This window comes from Candidatus Ozemobacteraceae bacterium, from assembly GCA_035373905.1.
GTDB lineage: Bacteria > Muiribacteriota > Ozemobacteria > Ozemobacterales > Ozemobacteraceae > MWAR01.
Genome location: DAOSOK010000028.1, coordinates 28,907 through 47,474, shown reverse-complemented (window position 1 = coordinate 47,474; position 18,568 = coordinate 28,907). Strand labels below are relative to the sequence as shown.

Here is an 18,568-nt window from a genome sequence, read left to right as displayed (position 1 = left end):
TCGCGGGTGCGCTTCCTTTGTTTCCGGCGGCGGTTTGCGGGGAGTTTCGCATGTGTGCCCGGCCGGTGGTATAGTGGCGGAACACCCCTGCGACGAGGCGGGGGCCATCGGAGGAAGAGATGACGAGGAATCAGCCGCAAACGCTCGTGCTGAAAGCGCCGCTGTCGGGAATCCTGGTGCCGATTGAACTGGTGCCCGATCCCGTGTTTGCACAGAAAATCGTAGGTGATGGCATATCGATCGACCCGGTCGATCCGGTTTTGAAAGCACCCTGCGACGGAACCGTCACGCAGGTTCATTCCTGCGGTCACGCGATCACGTTTTCCCCGGCGGCGGGCCTCGAAATCATGATGCATATCGGCATCGATACGGTCCATCTCAAGGGGGACGGGTTCAAGCCCCTCGTCAGGGCCGGCGAAGCGATCAAGATCGGCCAGCCCTTGATCGAGTTCGATCCCGACCTCGTCGCCAGGCGCGCCGCGAGCCTCCTGACCCAGGTGCTCGTCACGACGCCAGAGCGGGTCGCATCGATGAAGCCGGCGACCGGATCCGTTTCGTCAGGCAGGGATATCGTGCTCGAAATACATCTCGCGGAACCGGCCGCCGGAGCTCCCGAAGCGGAGCCGGACCTCGCGAAGACCCTCACGTCGGAAGCGGTCGTCGTTCCGAACCCGACAGGCCTCCACGCCAGGCCCGCCGCGGTTCTCGCCGGCCTGGCCCGCCGGTATAAATCCGAGATCAGGCTGCACCGGGGAACGGCTGCCGCGAACGCCCGAAGCCTTGTCGCGATCATGGGTCTCGACGTGCGATGTGGCGACAAGATTTACCTGACCGCGAAGGGCCCTGATGCCGAAGCTGCGCTGGCGGCTATCCTGCCAGCTGTGCGCGACGGACTGGGGGAGGGCGGCGGCAGGGCCGCGCAGGCGGCCCGGGCTCTTCCGCCCGGAGCCGTCACGGCGCCAACGCCGGAATCGAGACCGGCCGCTCTCGTTTCCGGTGACCCGAACCGCCTGACGGGCGTTTCCGCCTCGCCGGGGCTGGCTGTCGGACGCATCAGAAAACTCGTCCGCACCGATCTTCACGTCCCGGAAACGGCGGAAACTCCCGAAATCGAGCGCAGGAAGCTGGGCCAGGCGCTCGAACAGGCGAAACAGCAGACCGGAGCGCTCCATGACAGGCTCGCCGCCGCGGCCGACGCCGGAAAAGCCGCCATATTTGCGGCCCACCAGGAACTGATGGACGATCCCGACGTGCTCGATCTGACCGAAAGCGCCATCGCGAAGGGAAAAAGCGCCGCGGCCGCATGGGATGCCGCCATCACGGTCCAGGCCGACCGGCTCGCCGCCATGAGCAACGAGCTGCTGGCGGCGCGCGCGAACGACCTGCGCGACGTCGGACGCCGCGTGCTCCGCATCCTGCTCGGGGTCGGCGAGGAAAAGCGGGAGTTCCCGCCCGAGACGATCCTCGTCGCGGAAGACCTCACCCCGTCCGATACGGCGGCGCTCGACCGCGGAAAGGTTCTCGGGTTCGCCACCGTGGCCGGCGGCGCAACCTCGCATGTGGCCATCCTCGCCCGATCCCTCGGCCTGCCGGCCATCGCCGCGATCGAACCCCGGGTGCTCGACGTCGCGGATGATCTTCCGGCGGTTCTCGACGGCTCGAATGGCATCCTGCGGCTGAATCCGCCCGCGGCCGAGATCGAGAAGGTCCGGGGCGAGCAGAAAGCGGCCGAGGAACGGCGCCGCGCCGAGTTCGCCGCCGCCGCCGAGCCCGCCCTCACGCGCGACGGCAGCAAGATCGCCGTCGTGGCGAACATCGGCGGCCAGGCCGATGCCGACCAGTCGGTGAAACTCGGCGGCGAAGGCGTCGGCCTCCTCCGGTCGGAATTCCTCTTCCTCGACCGGGCCGTGCCGCCGACCGAAGACGAGCAGACCGCCGCCTACACGGCCATGGCCCAAACCCTCGGACAGGGCCGCACGCTGACGATCCGCACCCTGGACGTCGGCGGCGACAAGCCTCTTTCCTATCTTCCGCTTCCGCGCGAGGAAAACCCGTTCCTCGGCATCCGGGGCCTGCGTGTCGCGCTGGACCGCCCCGACATCATGCGCCCCCAGCTGCGAGCCGTTCTGCGCGCCGCGGCATCCGGCGGCGCGGCCGTCCAGGTGATGTTTCCGATGATCGCGAGCCTCGCCGAGTTCCGGGCCGCCCGGGACATCCTCGAGGAGGAGGCGAAGGCGCTCGGCGTCTCGCCGGTTCCGGCCGGCATCATGGTCGAGGTGCCCAGCGCCGCGCTGCTTGCCGAACGGTTCGCGCACGAGGCCGCGTTCTTCTCGATCGGCACGAACGATTTGACCCAATATACATTGGCGATGGACCGGGGACACCCGAAACTGGCTTCCCAGGTCGATGGTCTGCATCCGGCCGTTCTCCAGTTGATCGCACTGACCGTCCGTGCCGCCCGTGACCACCAGCGGCCCGTCAGCGTCTGCGGCGGCCTCGCCGGCGACGCCCGGGCGGTCCCGATCCTGCTGGGCCTCGGCGTCGACAAACTGAGCGTGAGCGTGCCCGCGATCCCCTCGATCAAGGCCCTGGTGCGCAGGCTGGCGATGTCCGACTGCCGGAGCCTCGCCGAAAAGGCGCTGACGCTCGACAGTCCCGCCGCCGTCCGCGAACTCGCCGCATCGGCCGTGGCCGGAGCCTGAGGAGAAAATACCGATGAATATATTGAATAACGCCTTCGCCTCTCTCCAGAAGGTCGGGAAAGCCCTCATGCTCCCGGTCGCCGTGCTTCCCGTCGCCGGCCTCCTGCTGGGCATCGGCAGCGCGAAGTTCGGCTTCATTCCTCCGACGGTTTCCGCCCTGATGGCGAAGGCCGGCGACTCGATCTTCGGCAATCTGGCGCTGATCTTCGCGATCGGCGTCGCGCTCGGCTTCACCAACAACGACGGCGTCGGGGCCCTCGCCGGCACCGTGGGCTTCGTCGTCATGACGGCCACGATGGGCGTCATGGCAGGCGTCCTGGGCGTCGACACGAGGCTCGTCATGGGCATGCCCAGCATCGAGACGGGCGTGTTCGGCGGCATCCTGATCGGCGGCATCGCCGGCTGGCTGTTCAACCGGTTCTACAAGGTGCAGCTGCCGCCGTATCTCGGCTTTTTCGCCGGTAAGCGGCTGGTGCCGATCCTGACGGCCGGCGCCGCGATCCTGCTGGGAATCGTGCTCAGCTTCGTCTGGCCCCCCATCGGAAAACTGATCGGCGTCTTCTCGAAATGGGCGGCGAGCGGCAACCCGACGATGGCGTTCGCGATCTACGGCGTCGTCGAGCGGGCGCTGATCCCGTTCGGGCTGCACCACGTCTGGAACGTCCCGTTCTTCTTCGAGGTCGGCGAATACATCGACCCTGTCACGAAAACGGCGATCCACGGCGAAATCCAGCGGTACGTCGCGGGCGATCCGACGGCCGGCAACATGGCCGGCGGCTACCTGTTCAAGATGTGGGGCCTGCCCGCCGCCGCGATCGCGATGTGGTTCTGCGCCCGGAAGGAGCACCAGGCGAGGGTGGGCGGCATCATGATGTCGGCCGCGCTGACGTCCTTCCTGACCGGCATCACCGAGCCGATCGAGTTCTCGTTCATCTTCGTCGCGCCCCTGCTGTACGGCCTGCACGCGGTCATGGCGGCCGGCGCGTTCGCCCTTTGCATCACCCTCGGAATCAAGCACGGCATGACCTTCTCCCACGGACTGATCGATTACATCGTGCTGTTCCCGCAGTCGACGAAAGCCCTCTGGATGTTCGTCGTCGGGCCGTGCTGGGCCCTCATCTACTTCTTCCTCTTCCGGTGGTTCATCCTGACGTTCGACCTCAAGACGCCCGGCCGCGAACCGGAAGAGGCGGCCGACAGCCGCGTCGCCGGCGGCGCCGCCGTCGAGATCGCGCACGATTTCGCCCGTCAGATCGTTCTCGCCTTCGGCGGAAAGAGCAACATCAAAAGCCTCGATTCCTGCATCACGCGGCTGCGCGTCGAGGTGAACGACCTGGCGAAAGCGAGTCCCGAACGGCTGAAAATTTTGGGCGCCGCGGGTGTCGTCACGGCCGGAAGCGGCATCCAGGCTATTTTCGGCACCCGATCGGAAAACCTGATGACCGATATGAAGGAGTATCTCGAGTCGGCCGGCGACGAAGCCGAACTGAAACCGGACGAACTCCCGCAGGCCGCTGCCGCGACGCGGCCGACCGCCGCCGACCTCTCGCGAAAGCGCGATCCGAACGCTCCGGAAAAGGCCCGTGCCATGCTTGCCGCTCTGGGCGGCGCTTCCAACGTGAAGCGGATCGAAGCCTGCGCCGCGACGAGACTCCGCGTCACGCTCGGAGACGCGAAACATGTTGCAGACGATGCCCTGCGGGATTCGGGCGTCCACGCCACGATGCGCGTGTCCGGTGACGTGTTGCACCTGCTGGTCGGCCTGAACGCCGATCAGTATGCCGTCGAACTCCAGGCCCTGCTGGCCGCCGCCGCGGGGGCGGCAAAGTGACCGGCTGTAGCGTTCGGAACATCCTTCACGGCGTCTGCGATATTGATTCCTGCAGAATGAAAGCCACCCGTTCGCCCTGAGGCTGTCAAAGGGCGAAATGAGGAATCATCTGCAAGTGGCTGTTCGTGCTTTGACAAGCTCAGCACGAACGGAAAGACGAAGCTGGTATTTGATATGCGGGACTCAATAAACGATCGTATCAAGAGGCGAAATCCCCCGCCGGCCCGATCGGGCGCCGGCGGGGGATCGTCCTTTCAGAAGCCGTGATTCCTCGAAACGTCGCGGTACCAGAACGCGCTGTTCTTCGGCGTGCGGTCACAGGTGGCGCGGTCGACGTAAAACAAGCCGTAGCGCTTTTTATACCCGTTGAGCCAGGAGAAGTTGTCGAGCAGCGACCAGACGTAGTAGCCGCGCACGTTGGCGCCGGCGGCTCGGGCGCGATGGACGGCGGCGAGATGGTCGCGGATGAATCCGATGCGGGGCTGGTCGTCGATGATGCCGTCGGGGCCGGGCGCGTCGGGCATGCCGATCCCGTTCTCGGTCACGTCGAGCGGCAGGCCCGGCCGTTCCCGATGCAGCGCGATCAGCAGGTCGCCGAGAACCTCGGGCGCGATCTCCCAGCCCCAGTCGGTCGCGCGGCCCTGCGCCGGCGGAACGAACCGGAACAGCCCTTCGATCGCGTAGGTGCAGGTCTCCTGTCGATTGCCCGAGATGTTGAGATGGAAATCGGTCTCGGGCGCGTCGGCCGAGGCGTGGTGCGGATAATAGTAATTGATGCCGAGAAAGTCCGCCGAAGGTCGCGAAAGCCGTTTCAGATCGTCCGGAGCGATCACCGGCATCAGCCCGTGGCGTTCATACAGGGAAACGGCGGCCTGCGGGAACCTGCCGTGCATGGGCGGATCGCTGAACCAGCGGTTCAGAACCGCGTCGGCCAGTTCCGCCGCCCTGACATCCGCGGGATCCTGCGTTGCGGGCATGACGGGTGACATATTCAGCGCTATACCCGATTCGCCGTCCCGGCCGTCGGCATGAAATCGTTCGTAGACGCGGGCGTTCGCGATCATCAGGTTTGTCGCGACCTGGATGGCTGCGCGAAAGTCTTTCCTTCCGGGCGGATGCAGGCCCGTGACCCAGCCGTTCAGCGTCATCCAACCCGGTTCGTTGAGCGTGGCCCAGCGCTTTACGCGGTCGCCGAACAACCGGAAACAGGTCGCCGCATACGATTCGAACGCGGCGACGGTGCGCATCGATTCCCAGTTCCCCGCCGCCCCGAGAGGCTGGGGAAGATCCCAATGGAAGAGCGTGACGTGCGGCTGAATGCCGGCTTCGAGCAGCGCATCGATCAGCCGGTGGTAATACGCCGCTCCGCGTTCGTTCAGCGGGCCGTCCCCGCCCGGAAACAGCCTCGGCCAGGAAATCGAGAACCTGTATCCCCTGATCCCGAATTCGCGCATCAGCCGCACGTCTTCGGCGAACCGGCGATATTGGTCGCAGGCCGTTTCGGGCGTCGCACGCCCGAAAATTCGCTCGGAGTGCTCGCGACAGAAGACGTCCCAGACCGAGTCGCCCCGCCCGTCCTCCGCCGTCGCCCCCTCGACCTGCAGGGCCGCCGTCGCCGCCCCCCAGATGAAGTCCTCCGGAAACAAGTATCGCATGATCCAAGCTTACCATGCCTTTGATGAAACGAACCTCCCCAGGTGCCTGTGCCGAAAACGTGACAGAAAACGCGGAAAAATCGGCACTCGGGCGCAAAACAATGCGCGAAAGCACCGATATTTCAGCGTTTCACGTGGGGTGCGGTGATGGTACGCAAGTTGCGACGTGTTTCCTGAAAAATCGCGGTTCCAGGAGAAAAACGATGATTCGCATGGCACAGGTTGCGTTGATGGTCGTGGCTCTGGTGGGGAGCGCGGTCTTCGCTGCGACGCCGGAGACGCTTGCCGCACGAACCCACGGTCGCGTGATCCTGTCGGACGGAGGCGTGAACTGGAACGGCCTCCGGTCGGCGTTCGAGGAAGTCATCGGCCTCGTCGATGCGGCGAAGATCGAAACGATCGCCGATGCGACGATCCTGACCCCGAAGGTGTTTGACAGCGTGCTCGCGGCCGACGGTGAGATCGCCATGTTTCGCGCTTCCGCCGTGCGGCGCAGGGACACGAGACTGATCTGGAGTTCGTTCGTCGCGAAGAGCAGCGTCATGCAGGCCCGCCTGGCGAACCTCGAAGCGCTGATCAAGACCGGCGCAGAACCGAAGGACAAAGACGCCCTGCTCGCGAAATATGGGAAGCTGCGCGGGGCGATCGTCTCCCTGTGGCTGGCCAACATGCAGTTCGACCCGGATTCGCTCGGCGGTGCGGGTTTCCCGTTCCCCGGCGGTTCGGATGAGGGCATGCATATCATGCCTGTCTGGGAAGAAACCGACAACCAGAACTACCAGATCTACCAGGAATCCCAGGAAGCCGTCCGGGACCTGATCCGGGAAATCGGAAAAGCTCTCTCCTGATACGCGTCTGACAACAGGAGCGGAACCGCACCAGGATGTCGGATCCGGTCCTGCCTGAAATAGCAGAAACCTCAACCTCCTCCCTTCAGGCCGCCGCCCCCACCCAGGGCGGCGGTTCTCCTGAACGGGACATGCTTCAGCCGCGCTGGGTCAGGAACACGCCGGAGACAACGAGCGCGGTGCCGGCGATGAAATGCGCCGTGACCGGTTCCCCGAGGAACGCCCAGCCGAGAACGACGGCGATGACCGGCTGCAGGTTCGATACGACGGCGACCTTGCCGGCCTCCAGAATCCGAAGAGCCCAAGCCCAGACGAGATAGGCAACGACCGACGTCAATAACGAAAGATATAGAACGGAACCGATCCCGGTCGGTGTCACCGCCGCCCAGTCCTGGACGGCGAGCGCGTAGCCTCCGACCGGCAGAAACAGGACAGCGCCGAGCGTCAGGGCCGTTCCGGTCACCTCCAGCGGCGTGTAGCGGGTGAGCGCTTTCTTGCTGAGAATCGTGAAGACGGCCCATGTGACCACAGCCAGGAACAGCAGCGCGTCTCCGAACAGCGTTTCCCCGGAAACGCCTGCCAGCCGATCGAGAAGCACCGTCGCGACCCCCGTGAAGCCGAGCGCGACACCGGCGAGTTTCGGCCAGGTGGCTCTTTCCCCGAGAAAGATGCCGGAGAGAACCAGCACCATCAGGGGCGTCAACGCGTACATGAGGGCGCCGTGACTCGAGGGGGCATATTTCTGGCCGGTCAGGAACAGCGCCTGGTTCAGCGGCACGGCAAGCGCGGCGAGGGCCAGGAACAGGCCTCGGTCGGCGGGGCGGGGGAGCGTCAGCACTTTTTTCCAGCCCAGCAGCAGCGTGAACACGCCGGCGGTGATCGAGAACCTGAGACAGCCGAGCGCCATCGGAGCGAACTCGTTCAGGGCGAGCTTGGCGAACAGGTAGGTGCTGCCCGTGATCAACTGGGTCGCAACGGCGCCGAACAGCGCCTTTCGCTCCATTCCCGTCATTCCACCGGATTCTGTCATGCGCCGAAGGGAACCATGCCGTAGGGTGCGGTGTCAATGCGCGCCGAGAAATTTCGGCCGGAAGCTGACGGAACCAATGCGCAGATGACGCAGGTGCAGGGCAGATGAAAACCAGACTCTGCGCCTGCGGTGAACTCGCCGTGCGTCGTGGCTCAGAGGGTTGGCAACGGATGGTCTTGCCCCGGTGAACGACAGACGGTGCAAGACAAATCGGGGGAATTGGAGTAAACTTTCGCGGACAGTTTGTGAGGGGCGCCGCCCGAGACGACGCTGCCGCGCATCGAATCAGAGAACGGAGAGACGGATGGAAGCGACTGCGAATGACAATGAAAAACTGACCTTGATGGAGTCCCTGAAGATTCTCTTCGGGGCATCGAAGGTGTTCTGGCTCGTCAACCTGGTGAACTTCGCCGACGGGATCGCGTATTTCGGCATTCTGACCCTGCTGACGCGCTTCCTCGGCACCCGCCTCGGCATGCCGGATGCCATGGTCGGGATCAGCGTCTCGGCTTTCACCGGGCTGGTTACGCTGTTCATGTTCGGCGGCGGTTTCATCTCCGACAGGCTCGGGGTGCGCAACGCCCTGACGCTTTCGCTGCTGATGCTGCTGGCCGGTCGTGTGTTCACGGTCATCGCGCCGTACGGCGGCGAGTCCTACGCGGGATGGAGCCTCGCCTGGCTGGGGTTGCTGCTGATGGCGTTCGGCTCCGGCGTGCTGCAGCCGGCGCTGTATGCTGGAACGAAGGAATACACCGACCCGCGCACGGCGACGATCGGGTATAGTTTGCTCTATGCGATCATGAACCTCGGCATCATGGCCGAAGGGTTCATCTCGCCGTTCGTGCGCACCGACGAGCATTTCCTCGGCGGTCTCAACGGCCTCGGCTGGGGGATCGACGGCGTGTTCTGGGTCTGCGTGACCATCACCGGCCTCGTCACCCTGGCGCACCTGGCCATGTTCACCCGCTCGGTCGACGAACAGTGTCGCTGGCGGGATCCGAACGCGAAGGCCGAGCCGCCGAAGCCGGCCGCCGACGAGGCGCCGAAGACCTGGAAGGACAAGCTGATGGAGCTTCCCTTCCTCGACGCCAGGTTCATGTTCTTCATTTTCATTCTCCTGCCGGTTCGGACGCTGTTTGCGCACCAGTTCCTGACGATGCCCGACTACGTGTTCCGCTGTTTCCCGACCGAGGTCGGCGCCAAGTTCGAATGGATCAACGCGCTCAACCCGACGATCATCGTCATCTTCGTGCCGCTCATCGCCGCGCTCACCCGCGAGGTCAGCGTCATCACGATGATGATCATCGGCTCGGCCGTGTCTGCCGCCACGACGTTCATTCTCGTGCCCGGCCCCGACCTGACCATGCTCATTCTCTACGTGCTTCTATTCTCGCTTGGCGAGGCGCTGTGGTCGTCGCGGTTCCTGGAATATGTCGCGGATCTTGCGCCCGAGGGAAAAGTCGGCGCTTACATGGGCCTGGCCGGCATCCCCTGGTTCCTGGCGAAGTTCACCACCGGCCTATACTCCGGATTCATGCTGAGCTGGTTCGTGCCGGCTCCGCCCGACATGAACGGCATCTACAGCTTCTTCGGCATTCCGCAGTCGATCGGCACCTTTTTCCTCGGCAGCTGGGCCGAGGCGCCGTTGAATGAATGGATGAAACTGCTCGTCATCCACGATTCGAGCACGATGTGGCTGATCTACGGCGTCATCGCCTGCATCTCACCGGTCGGCCTGATCCTCTCCCGCAACTGGATCGAAGCCGGCGCCCACCACGGAGGCAAGAAGCCCGAAGCCTCATGAGCCGATGTCCCCCGAACCATCTCAGACAAATGGGAGCCTCCGAGGGATGTGATCGTGGGGTGAAGCCGGTCAGCTCCCGGTGGATGCGGTCGAACTGGCCGGAGAATTGCCGGTGACGGCGGCATTGCTTTTTTCGCGGATGAATCCGAGAATGCCGGGAATCTGATCCTGGAGGATGGCGGCAATCCGTTTCAGGTTGGGGAGCCGGTCATACCACTGCGAGGGGGACTGCACGAACACCAGTTCCTGGTCCACAAGCCGCACGAGAAAAGGATTGCGGCCCCGGCCCAGCGTTTTCATCCGCTCCAGGAAACTCCGGTATTCCTGGGCGCCTTGCGGCCGCGTGGGCAGGATGGCGACGACCCGATAAATGTCCATCAGCTTCTGTAGCGTCTGAAGCTGGCGTTTGCCCCCTTTGTACTGGCTCAGATCGCTTTCGAGCAGGCTGTAATAATAGTAACGCGACTGGATCAGGCTGCCCGCGAAATGCTCGTAGATGATCCGATACGATTGCAGCTGGCCCTGAAGCGCCATCGGATCGAAGCCGCTTCCCGTCCCGGCCGTGAAACGGCCCTGCTGCTTCAACTCGTTGAAGGCGGGCACCAGATACGCGACGACCTGGAAACACCGCTTGGCAAGATCATACCAAAGGCGCGCGAGGGTGAGCCGGTATTCATACTGGGTGTCCAGGCTCGTGGCGGGTGTCAGGCTCAGCCGCTGCTTTGCTTCGGCGATCTTCTCCTTCTGGCGCCGGAACCCCTCGGAGTCGACGAAATCCTGCGTCAGGAGGGCGATTCGGCCGAGCGCCCGGATCGTCTCGACGTTTTCCCCGATCTCCGTCGCCAGTTCCGGAATCGTCTTGCCCGGCCGGCTATACACCTCGGCGGGAATGCGGGCGTCGAGCGCCGGCTCGTCGACGGCAGCGGCCAGATCGGCTTTCTTTTCCTCGGCCGGGGAAAACAGCTGGCAGGTCGATTCGAACTCGCCCTTTCCCGTCTGGGTCTGCCAGGAGAAGCCCAGCCTGCACATGACGAGGTTGCTGTCTTCGCCGTTTCCCGGTGGGGCGATCCTGTTTCCCGACAGGCCGAACTTGAACTTTTTGATGTCGTCATAGAGCGGTTTCATCTGAGGTCCTATAGAACCGTCGGCGACCGGGTCGATGAAGCCCCAGGGCTCCCTGCGATCCTCGATATAGGAGAAGAACACCGAGCGCCCGTCTGTGATCTCCTGGGGAACGGGCGACGTGCCCTCCACGCCAAGAGTTTCGAGACCGTAGGGGTTCATCGCCATCTCCTCGATCAGATCCTCGAATACTTTCTGCGAGAGAATGATCGCGTTCAGATGATCTGAAGAGAACTGGATCTCCTTCCGGCCGGAACGCAGCGTGGAAACCAGCATGGTTCCGATCACGGCCAGGATCCCGAGACCGACCAGAATCTCGACGAGGGTCACGGCGTGGCGGGGCAGACGCTTCATTCGAGCCCTCCCAGGTTCATCAGGCCGATATGAGCAAGAAACTGGAACTCGTCTTGCTCATGGAGGACGGTTGCGTTGACCTGGACACTGTTTGGCGAGAGACTTGTGAAGGTCATCCCGCGAACCGAGTCGAGAAGCACCTTCTCGTTCCGGGAATCATATGTGCCGGTATAGTTCGTGCGATACGAAAGAAGCTTGAATACGCGTCGGTTCAGCTTCTCCGATGCAGGATTGTTCGGCTCGAGATACAGGATGGTCGTGCAGTTCACGATATCCTTGAAAATCAGGTAGGAAAGCGTCTCGCCGGTATATGGCCGGACCAGTTCCGTTCCTTCCCGGATCTGCTCGACGGCTTTGTCGAAGACGCGCCGGGCCTCCATCTGCAGGTTGGTCTGGGCCGACATTGCCTTCTGCGACTTGCCTACCGACTGCATGAACCGCATGCCGATCGTCGAGACCGACACGACGATGCCGATCGCGACCAGCAGCTCGATCATCGTCACGCCGGCACTGTTCCGCGAACCACGTCGAGGAAGAGCCGAAGAGATGTCGTTCACCACGTCAGCTTCCCCCTTGCGAGCCGCCGTTTGCGGCAGCTTCAGCCTCTTCTTTGGCTTTTTTTTCAGCCTCTTCCTTGGCTTTCAGCTCCGCGAGCTTCGCCTTGGCGTCCTCGATGGCCTGTTTCACCGAATCCACCACGTCCTGCAGAGCCTTTTCCGCATCTGCCTGAGCCTTGGCGACCTCGGGGGTCTTGGAAAACGTGTCGATTTTGTCCATCAGCTCGTTCGTGGCCTGCTGGGACTTGGTGAGTCCCTCCAGCGTCCCGACCCAACCGTCGAGGAGCTCCTGGGCGGCTGCCGATGTCGTCAGACCTGCCGTGATCTCCTTGCTCTTGCCGAAATCCTCGAAGGCACGGGAAACGCCAGAAACGATGTCCTGATACGCCGTGATCATCGTGGAGGAGACCATTTCTTCGGTTGCGCGTGCCGCCTCTGCACTTGGGGCGTTCAGAAGGTTGGTGCTGGCTAGCGACACCAGCTCGTTCATCCCGGCCATGGCCTTGTAGCGCGCTTCCTCGGCTTCATTCAGGATCGGATTGGCTTCTGCCCAGTTGCCTCCCGTTCCCTGGTCGGCAACGTCCTTCCCCGAGTTGTATTTCTCGTTCGCGAGCTTCGCCGTATCCTTGATCGTCTTGACCTGATTGTTCAGATCGAACATCGCAGCGTCCGTGGGAATGGGGGATGTGGGCATCGTCGGGAAAGATGGGGCGCCCGGAAGGGGAGTCGAGGGACCGGGACCGGGGCTGGTGGGCACCTCGCCGTTGGTGGGCGGAGCCACGACGGGGAAGGTGGGCGCCGGCCTGTTGGGGAAAAGGGTGTCGCCGGGGGTTGATGGATAACTCTTCGTAAAGGGAGGCGGCTGCCGGCCCCCGAGCTGCTCCAATGCCTGTTTCACGGTCGTCACCGGGCCGAGCGTCACGGCCATCTCGTCGGATTTTTTCTGGTTCGCCGCCCGCTCGGTCAGCAGATCATCGACGAGCTTCGAGAAGCGTGAAGGGCCTGCAGTCGCAGGGAAATCGCCCGGTTCACCCGCCTTGAAAAACTCAACGATGATCCGATTCGAGACGTCGAGCAGATCGTCGTTGAAGGTGATGCGCCAGAAATACAGCCGCGATGTGCCGGCCAGCGAGGTTTTGACGTAGATGTCGGCCTGAAACGGGTGGCCGGGAGTGTTCTCGACGAACAGGTCATACGTCCCCCCTTGCAGCGGAACCCCGGTTTCCCGGTAGGGCGCGGAGGCAAAGGGGCGCTGTGCCCAGGCGCCGGCATGGATCTTTGCCACGAGTCTGGACATGGCCGAATAGGCAAGCAGGAACGACCATTGATTGTTGCTGGAATGGAACACCTGGCTCTTGAGCCCCTGGTTCATCGTCGAGATCGAGGTGACCATGCCGATGACCAGAATCAGGGCCAGGAACGCGATGGGAAGAGCCACCCCGCGACGGGGGGAGTGCGGGCCGGAGGCGATCATGCGTTTCCTCCCGGGTGTCAGCGCTGATTGATAGCGGGAGCTTTGCTGCCAGGGTTGAACAGGGATTCCAGCGTGAAGGGATCGAGCTCGGCGGGCTTGCCCGGAGCGGCTCCCGCGGGAGCCGTCACCTGCTGGCCCGGCGCCAAATCGACCGAACCGCCGGCGGCGGCGGTGAACCGCACCTTGCCTTCCTGCAGGGTCACCACGGTCTGCTGGGCCGTGACGTCGAGGCGGAACACGGTGCCCAGAACGGCGGTGACGCCGTGCGGCGTCTCGACGCCGACGGAGCTCTTCTGGGGCGTGACGCGATACCGCGCCGAACCCGACTCCTGACGGCCGAGCGAGTTCTGAGACTTGATCTCATAAAAGGTTTCGGGTTGGATGGCCACGTCGGTTCCATCGGCATACTGGATCTGGGCCTGTCCGTCCTCGCCCGTCCGGACGGCACTGCCGGCGACAAGCGGCTGAGCGGCAGCCGCGGCGGCGAACGTCGATGCGCCGACAGGGCGGATTTCGACCTTACCCTGAACCGCTTTCAGCGATGCAACGGGGGAAGTCCCGCCACCTCCGCCACATCCCGCAGCAATCAGGATCGAGGCCAGAAAACAGACGGCAAGGATCGCACGAAAGCCGGAATGCAGATTAGACAATATAAACAACGATATATGCTTATGTGTATACTTTGGCCCGAACATCTCAATCCTCCGTTTTTCCATCGTTCTCTCATACGGTCACGGCAGGGGCCGCCTGCCGGTGGAGCAGGAGCAGCGTCACGTCATCGCCCGCCTCGAGCCCCTGCCCGTGCGCCCGCACCTTCGCCAGAAGCTCCCCGACCGTCTCGGTATCCGGAACGAGAGGCGCCCGGGCTGCGAGCAGCTCCTTCCAGGCGGGGTAGCCCAGCGGGGTTCCCTGGCGGTCGATCATCTCGACCACCCCATCAGTATACAACACCAGGGTGTCCCCGGGAAGAAATTCCATTTCAACCGGTATGACACGCGTGGTTGCCCGTACACCAAGGGGCAGTCCGGGCTTTCCGAGCTCCTCAACCGCGCCGCCGGCGCGGACGATCATGCTTGCAACATGCCCGGCCGAAATCAGGGTGAGCCGGTGTGTCCGGTGTTCGAGCCGGCAGAAGACACCGGTCACCATCTTCCGGCCGTGGAACAGCCGGAACAGCAGCGCGTTCAGCCGGTCCACCGCCTGGCCGAGGGAAAACGATTCCCGGTCCTGCAGCGTGGTAATTGCAGCCTTGAGCATCGAGGCGACCATCGCCGCCCCAATCCCGTGGCCGGCGACGTCGTTGACCAGAAACACGGTCTCCTCTTCGCCGACCGGGATTACGTCGAAGTAATCCCCGCCAGCCGCGCTGCACGGCTGGCAGCAGCCGAAACTGATATACTCGCCGCTATTCCAGACGGGTGGGGGAAACAGCTGCCGCTGGACCTGGCCTGCCGCTGCCGCTTCGGCCTGGAGGGTCTGCAGCGAGAGGAGCTGCACGAGGCGCAACAGGGCGATGCTGGACAGTCCGGCCACCAGAAGCCCGGCCAGCAGAGGGAACGGCGGCAGGGCATGGCCCGCGGCGAACAGCACGACCGCCCAGCCGAGGCCGCCGAGGATGGTGCCGGCGGCAAGGGCCACCCAGGGACGGGCTGGCCGGGCCCGGATGAGGCCGGCGCCGGCCAGGAAACCGAGAAGGACCAGCACCAGTCGCCAGCCGCGGCCCTCGTGCCGGAGAATCAGGCGATGCTGCGCCAGCGTGTCGGTGCAGGCGGACAGCAGGCGCGTTCCCGCCATCAGTCCGTGGCAGGTGCGGTGGAAATCATGGAGGATCGGCGCCGTGACGCCCAGGAACACCGTTTTCCCGGCGAGCGCCCCGGCCGGGATGCGGCCTTCGAGGAAATCCAGCGCCGAGAGCGTCGGGGCGACGCCACCGCGGCCGGCAAAGGCGATCAGGCCACGGGAGCGGCCTTCCTCATCGGGCTGGGGCAGTGAGATTGGTTCGGAGCCCAGGAGACGGGCCATCGACAACGCACAGCTGTTCAGCTCCATCTGCTCGTCGCGGAGAACGAAGGAGCGAACGATCCCGTCCGGATCGACCCAGGCCCAGACGAAGCCTTCACCTGCCGCGGCCTGCCGAAAGAGGGGAGCGCTGCGGAAATGCCGCTTCCGCCGTTCGAACTCGGTCTCCTGCTGCTCAAGCAGCGAGATGAGATGGACATTTCCCAGCCGGCGCAGCGTCTCGGCCAGCACGCGATCGCCGGCTCCGCCGTCAGCCGGTTCGGGGTGCTGCAGCAGGATGTCGAACACGATCGCACGCGGTCCCGCCCCCCCGATGGCCGTGAGGAGCCGCGCATACCGGTCTCGGGGCCAGGGCCATCGATCTGGAATCGCGGCAAGGGTCTCGGTGTCGATCCCGACGATGACCAGGTCAGGATGCGGCGCCCGCCAGGGCGTGGCGAGCCGCGTGACCAGATCCAGCGCAGCCCGGTCAAATCCCGCTCCGAGATCGGGAAAGCCCGCAACGACGAGCAGGACCGCCGCCGCCGCCGCGATCCACGATACCAGCCGCTTCCGCCCAAGAAGCGACTCGAGCCGGGGCCAGGTGACCTCTTCCCCGTTTCCGTTCGGGGTCGGCGTGGTGGAGTTCACTCGATCTCGATGCGGTCGCTCCGGTGGGAGAAGCGGCCGGCGAACTGGTCATACTCGACCACGAGCTGGATGAGGCCATCGGCAGGTGTGAGGGGCTGACCGTCACGCTGCCAGGCGAGAATGACGCGGTTTTTCGCCGGGTCGATGCGGAAACTGCCGGTCGCCGTGTCGGGGGCGTTCAGCCAGTCGGTGATCTCGGCGATCTCGCTCTCGCTCACGTAATCCTGTTCGTAAAAGGTCGCCCCGCCGTGGTTCGCGCGTACCAGGGAGCCGATTACCGACGCGGGCAGGGGGCGCTTCAGAAGGGCCGGAGCGGCCGTCGGCTCTGCGCCCCATGCGTGCGCGAACGGGAGACACCATGCCGTAAGGGCGAGGGTGCGTGCTTTCATGGCTCAGTTGCGCTTTCCGACGGAAAGGTGGAAGAGCTCTTCCCCGTCGACTTTGAAGTTTTTGATGACCTCCTGGCCCTGCGGCCCGACCAACCAGTCGATGAAGACTTTGGCCAGGTCTGTTTTCGCAGAGGCGACCTTCGCGTTGTTCACCGCGATGACGCCGTAGGCGTTCTTCAACTCTTCAGGTTTCGCGTAGGCGACCGCCAGGGTGAGCTTCGATCGGATCGAAAGCCAGGTGGCGCGGTCGGTCAGCGTGTAGGCCTGCATCTCGTCGGCCATCTTCAGCGTTTCGGCCATGCCCTGGCCGGCCTCGACATACCAGGAGCCCGCCGGGGCGCACCCGAGATCCTTCCAGATCTCCAGTTCCCGCTCGTGCGTTCCCGATGAGTCTCCGCGCGAGATGAACTTCGCAGACCCGCTCGCGATGCGGCCGAACGCCGTCGCAGCGGACGGGGCCGTTTTCGCCAGGGCCGAGTCCGATGCAGGACCGACGATGATGAAGTCGTTATACATCAAATCATATGCATGAACCCCGTAGCCCTCCGCGACGAAGGCGTCCTCGAGGGCGCGCGCGTGGACCATCACCACGTCGGCATCCCCGTTCTTCGCGAGTTCGAAAGCTCGCCCCGTGCCGACGGCGACCGCCTTGACCGATATGCCGGTCGCTTCGACACATTTCGCCAGCAGCACGTCGAGAAGACCGGTGGCCTGCGTCGACGTAGTCGTCGCGAGAATGAGCGAGCCGCCTTTCGCCGGAGCGGCGGGGGCGTCGATCGCGAACGAAGCCCCGGTGACGAACAGGCAGACGACCGTGGAGAGAAGGAGAAAGAGCGGACGGGGGATCCGTTGCATGAGGAGCTCCTCCGGAAAAATGACGTGTCTGGCGGTTGATACTATACTCATATCTACAGGAACCTGCAAGCTACGGTATATGCGCCGCGTCATACGCTGTCGCATCCCGGGTGAAAGCTGAAACCTTGCACGGATGAGAGGAGGCGGGATACTATGATATGACAAACATCCGGCTGCGAGGACACGGTCCTCCGAGGCCGCGGTATATGAAGAGGCTATTGAGATGACGGATCCAGAGACGACCCGGGGCATACCATCCCTGGCTCATGAGGGACTCGCCGACTCCGGTGAGAAACAGTGCATTCTCGCCGTCGACGATGCTCCCGAGAATATCGAGATCATACGCAACCTTCTCGAGCGCGAATACCAGATCAAGGCGGCCGTGAAAGGACGCAAGGCGCTTGAGATCGCAAGGCGGAAGCCCCAGCCTGATCTCATCCTGCTCGATATCATGATGCCCGAGATGGACGGCCTCGAGGTGTGCCGGGCCCTGAAGGCCGACCCCGAGACGGCCCACATTCCCGTCATCTTCATCACCGGCAGGAACGAGGCGGCCAACGAGATCGAGGGGTTCGAACTGGGCGCGGCGGATTACATCACCAAGCCGTTCCATCCGGCGGTCGTCAGGGCACGCGTGCATACGCACCTTCTCCTTCAGCGCGAGCAGCGGAAAGTCGAGCGGCTTCTCGAGAATATCCTGCCGCGGAAGATCATCCAGGATATCAAGATCCACGGCTTCAGCGCGCCGGAAATGTTCGACCCCGTGACCATCATGTTCGCCGAGCTGATCGAACCCGGCTTCAGTGATGAGGCGACCCTGCCCGGTCAGCTCATCACCGAATTGACGGACATCTTCGCCACGTTCGACAGCATCGTCGCCGGCCATGGCGCCGAACGGATCAAGACCAGCGGCGACACCTACCTCGCCGTCTGCGGCATGCCCGCCCGGAATTCCGAACACGCGGATATCATGGTCCGCGTCGCCCGGGACTTCCTGAAATTTCTCGCTCTGTACGACCGGGAACATGGGAAACGCTGGAGAGTCCGCATCGGTTTGCATACCGGCGTCGTCGTCGGCGGCATTGTCGGTCGCAACCGCTACCTGTACGACATTTTCGGCGACGGTGTCAGTATTGCGTCACGGGTTCAAAAGGCAGCCGAACCGATGACGCTGGTCGTTTCGGACGCCACTTGGGAATTGGTGAAAGATGCGTATGCCTTCTCGCCCCGCGGATCGATCGAACTCGATGGAAAAGGCGTCGTCAGGCTCTTTGAGCTGACCGTCTCCTGATCCGACG

General features: G+C 63.9%; 14 protein-coding genes. 5 read left to right on the top strand and 9 right to left on the bottom strand.

Translation table 11 applies throughout. From position 1 onward, the window contains the following. Positions 1–119: 119 nt before the first annotated feature. The gene (gene ptsP, locus PLU72_14080; GenBank protein ID HOT29311.1) at positions 120–2,702 is read left to right on the top strand and encodes a phosphoenolpyruvate--protein phosphotransferase; all 2,583 of its coding nucleotides are present in this window, start codon (positions 120–122) and stop codon (positions 2,700–2,702) included. Between the two features lie 13 nt (positions 2,703–2,715). Then, complete coding sequence (gene ptsG / locus PLU72_14075) at positions 2,716–4,533, top strand: PTS glucose transporter subunit IIBC (GenBank protein ID HOT29310.1); 1,818 nt, start codon at positions 2,716–2,718, stop codon at positions 4,531–4,533. A 254-nt stretch (positions 4,534–4,787) separates the two neighbouring features. Here the strand turns inward: ptsG and PLU72_14070 are convergent, their stop codons facing one another. Beyond that, positions 4,788–6,188: a family 1 glycosylhydrolase gene (locus PLU72_14070; protein HOT29309.1), complete on the bottom strand. Its 1,401-nt coding sequence runs from the start codon at positions 6,186–6,188 to the stop codon at positions 4,788–4,790. 203 nt (positions 6,189–6,391) lie between these two features. On the opposite strand from PLU72_14070, the gene PLU72_14065 reads away from it, so the two are divergent. Beyond that, entirely contained in the window at positions 6,392–7,036 is a 645-nt protein-coding gene (locus PLU72_14065; protein ID HOT29308.1) for a hypothetical protein, read from the top strand. 136 nt (positions 7,037–7,172) lie between these two features. On the opposite strand, the gene PLU72_14060 is transcribed toward PLU72_14065, so the two are convergent. After that, positions 7,173–8,039: a DMT family transporter gene (locus PLU72_14060; protein ID HOT29307.1), complete on the bottom strand. Its 867-nt coding sequence runs from the start codon at positions 8,037–8,039 to the stop codon at positions 7,173–7,175. Positions 8,040–8,370: 331 nt separating this feature from the next. Here PLU72_14060 and PLU72_14055 point away from each other — a divergent pair, with 331 nt between their 5' ends. Further along, positions 8,371–9,870 (top strand): MFS transporter, encoded by a 1,500-nt coding sequence (locus tag PLU72_14055; GenBank protein ID HOT29306.1) that lies wholly within the window; start codon positions 8,371–8,373, stop codon positions 9,868–9,870. Positions 9,871–9,939: 69 nt separating this feature from the next. Here the strand turns inward: PLU72_14055 and PLU72_14050 are convergent, their stop codons facing one another. From PLU72_14050 to PLU72_14020, 7 genes are all read right to left on the bottom strand, one after another. Beyond that, positions 9,940–11,346 carry a hypothetical protein gene (locus PLU72_14050; protein ID HOT29305.1) on the bottom strand — a complete coding sequence of 469 codons (1,407 nt, stop codon included), beginning with the start codon at positions 11,344–11,346 and terminating at the stop codon, positions 9,940–9,942. Next, positions 11,343–11,849, bottom strand: coding sequence for a hypothetical protein (locus tag PLU72_14045; GenBank protein HOT29304.1), 507 nt, complete (start codon positions 11,847–11,849; stop codon positions 11,343–11,345). Before PLU72_14045 ends, PLU72_14050 begins: the two co-directional genes overlap by 4 nt. A gap of 58 nt (positions 11,850–11,907) precedes the next feature. Continuing rightward, positions 11,908–13,377 carry a hypothetical protein gene (locus tag PLU72_14040; protein ID HOT29303.1) on the bottom strand — a complete coding sequence of 490 codons (1,470 nt, stop codon included), beginning with the start codon at positions 13,375–13,377 and terminating at the stop codon, positions 11,908–11,910. Between the two features lie 17 nt (positions 13,378–13,394). After that, the gene (locus PLU72_14035; protein ID HOT29302.1) at positions 13,395–14,027 is read right to left on the bottom strand and encodes a FecR domain-containing protein; all 633 of its coding nucleotides are present in this window, start codon (positions 14,025–14,027) and stop codon (positions 13,395–13,397) included. Positions 14,028–14,100: 73 nt separating this feature from the next. Continuing rightward, entirely contained in the window at positions 14,101–16,026 is a 1,926-nt protein-coding gene (locus tag PLU72_14030) for a CHASE2 domain-containing protein (protein HOT29301.1), read from the bottom strand. Next, positions 16,023–16,415 (bottom strand): hypothetical protein, encoded by a 393-nt coding sequence (locus PLU72_14025; GenBank protein ID HOT29300.1) that lies wholly within the window; start codon positions 16,413–16,415, stop codon positions 16,023–16,025. The genes PLU72_14030 and PLU72_14025 overlap by 4 nt, the downstream gene beginning before the upstream one ends. A gap of 3 nt (positions 16,416–16,418) precedes the next feature. After that, positions 16,419–17,270 carry a substrate-binding domain-containing protein gene (locus PLU72_14020; protein HOT29299.1) on the bottom strand — a complete coding sequence of 284 codons (852 nt, stop codon included), beginning with the start codon at positions 17,268–17,270 and terminating at the stop codon, positions 16,419–16,421. A 223-nt stretch (positions 17,271–17,493) separates the two neighbouring features. Between PLU72_14020 and PLU72_14015 the strand changes: the two genes are divergently transcribed. Then, entirely contained in the window at positions 17,494–18,561 is a 1,068-nt protein-coding gene (locus tag PLU72_14015; protein ID HOT29298.1) for an adenylate/guanylate cyclase domain-containing protein, read from the top strand. The last annotated feature ends 7 nt before the right edge of the window (positions 18,562–18,568 follow it).

Bases quoted from the DNA above. Each gene is read 5' to 3' on its own strand.
- ptsG (HOT29310.1), top strand. From the start codon at position 2,716: ATGAATATATTGAATAACGCCTTCGCCTCTCTCCAGAAGGTCGGGAAA.
- PLU72_14015 (HOT29298.1), top strand. From the start codon at position 17,494: ATGACGGATCCAGAGACGACCCGGGGCATACCATCCCTGGCTCATGAG.
- PLU72_14040 (HOT29303.1), bottom strand. From the start codon at position 13,377: ATGATCGCCTCCGGCCCGCACTCCCCCCGTCGCGGGGTGGCTCTTCCC.
- PLU72_14070 (HOT29309.1), bottom strand. From the start codon at position 6,188: ATGCGATACTTGTTTCCGGAGGACTTCATCTGGGGGGCGGCGACGGCG.
- PLU72_14020 (HOT29299.1), bottom strand. From the start codon at position 17,270: ATGCAACGGATCCCCCGTCCGCTCTTTCTCCTTCTCTCCACGGTCGTC.
- PLU72_14025 (HOT29300.1), bottom strand. From the start codon at position 16,415: ATGAAAGCACGCACCCTCGCCCTTACGGCATGGTGTCTCCCGTTCGCG.
- PLU72_14050 (HOT29305.1), bottom strand. From the start codon at position 11,346: ATGAAGCGTCTGCCCCGCCACGCCGTGACCCTCGTCGAGATTCTGGTC.
- ptsP (HOT29311.1), top strand. From the start codon at position 120: ATGACGAGGAATCAGCCGCAAACGCTCGTGCTGAAAGCGCCGCTGTCG.
- PLU72_14065 (HOT29308.1), top strand. From the start codon at position 6,392: ATGATTCGCATGGCACAGGTTGCGTTGATGGTCGTGGCTCTGGTGGGG.
- PLU72_14055 (HOT29306.1), top strand. From the start codon at position 8,371: ATGGAAGCGACTGCGAATGACAATGAAAAACTGACCTTGATGGAGTCC.
- PLU72_14060 (HOT29307.1), bottom strand. From the start codon at position 8,039: ATGGAGCGAAAGGCGCTGTTCGGCGCCGTTGCGACCCAGTTGATCACG.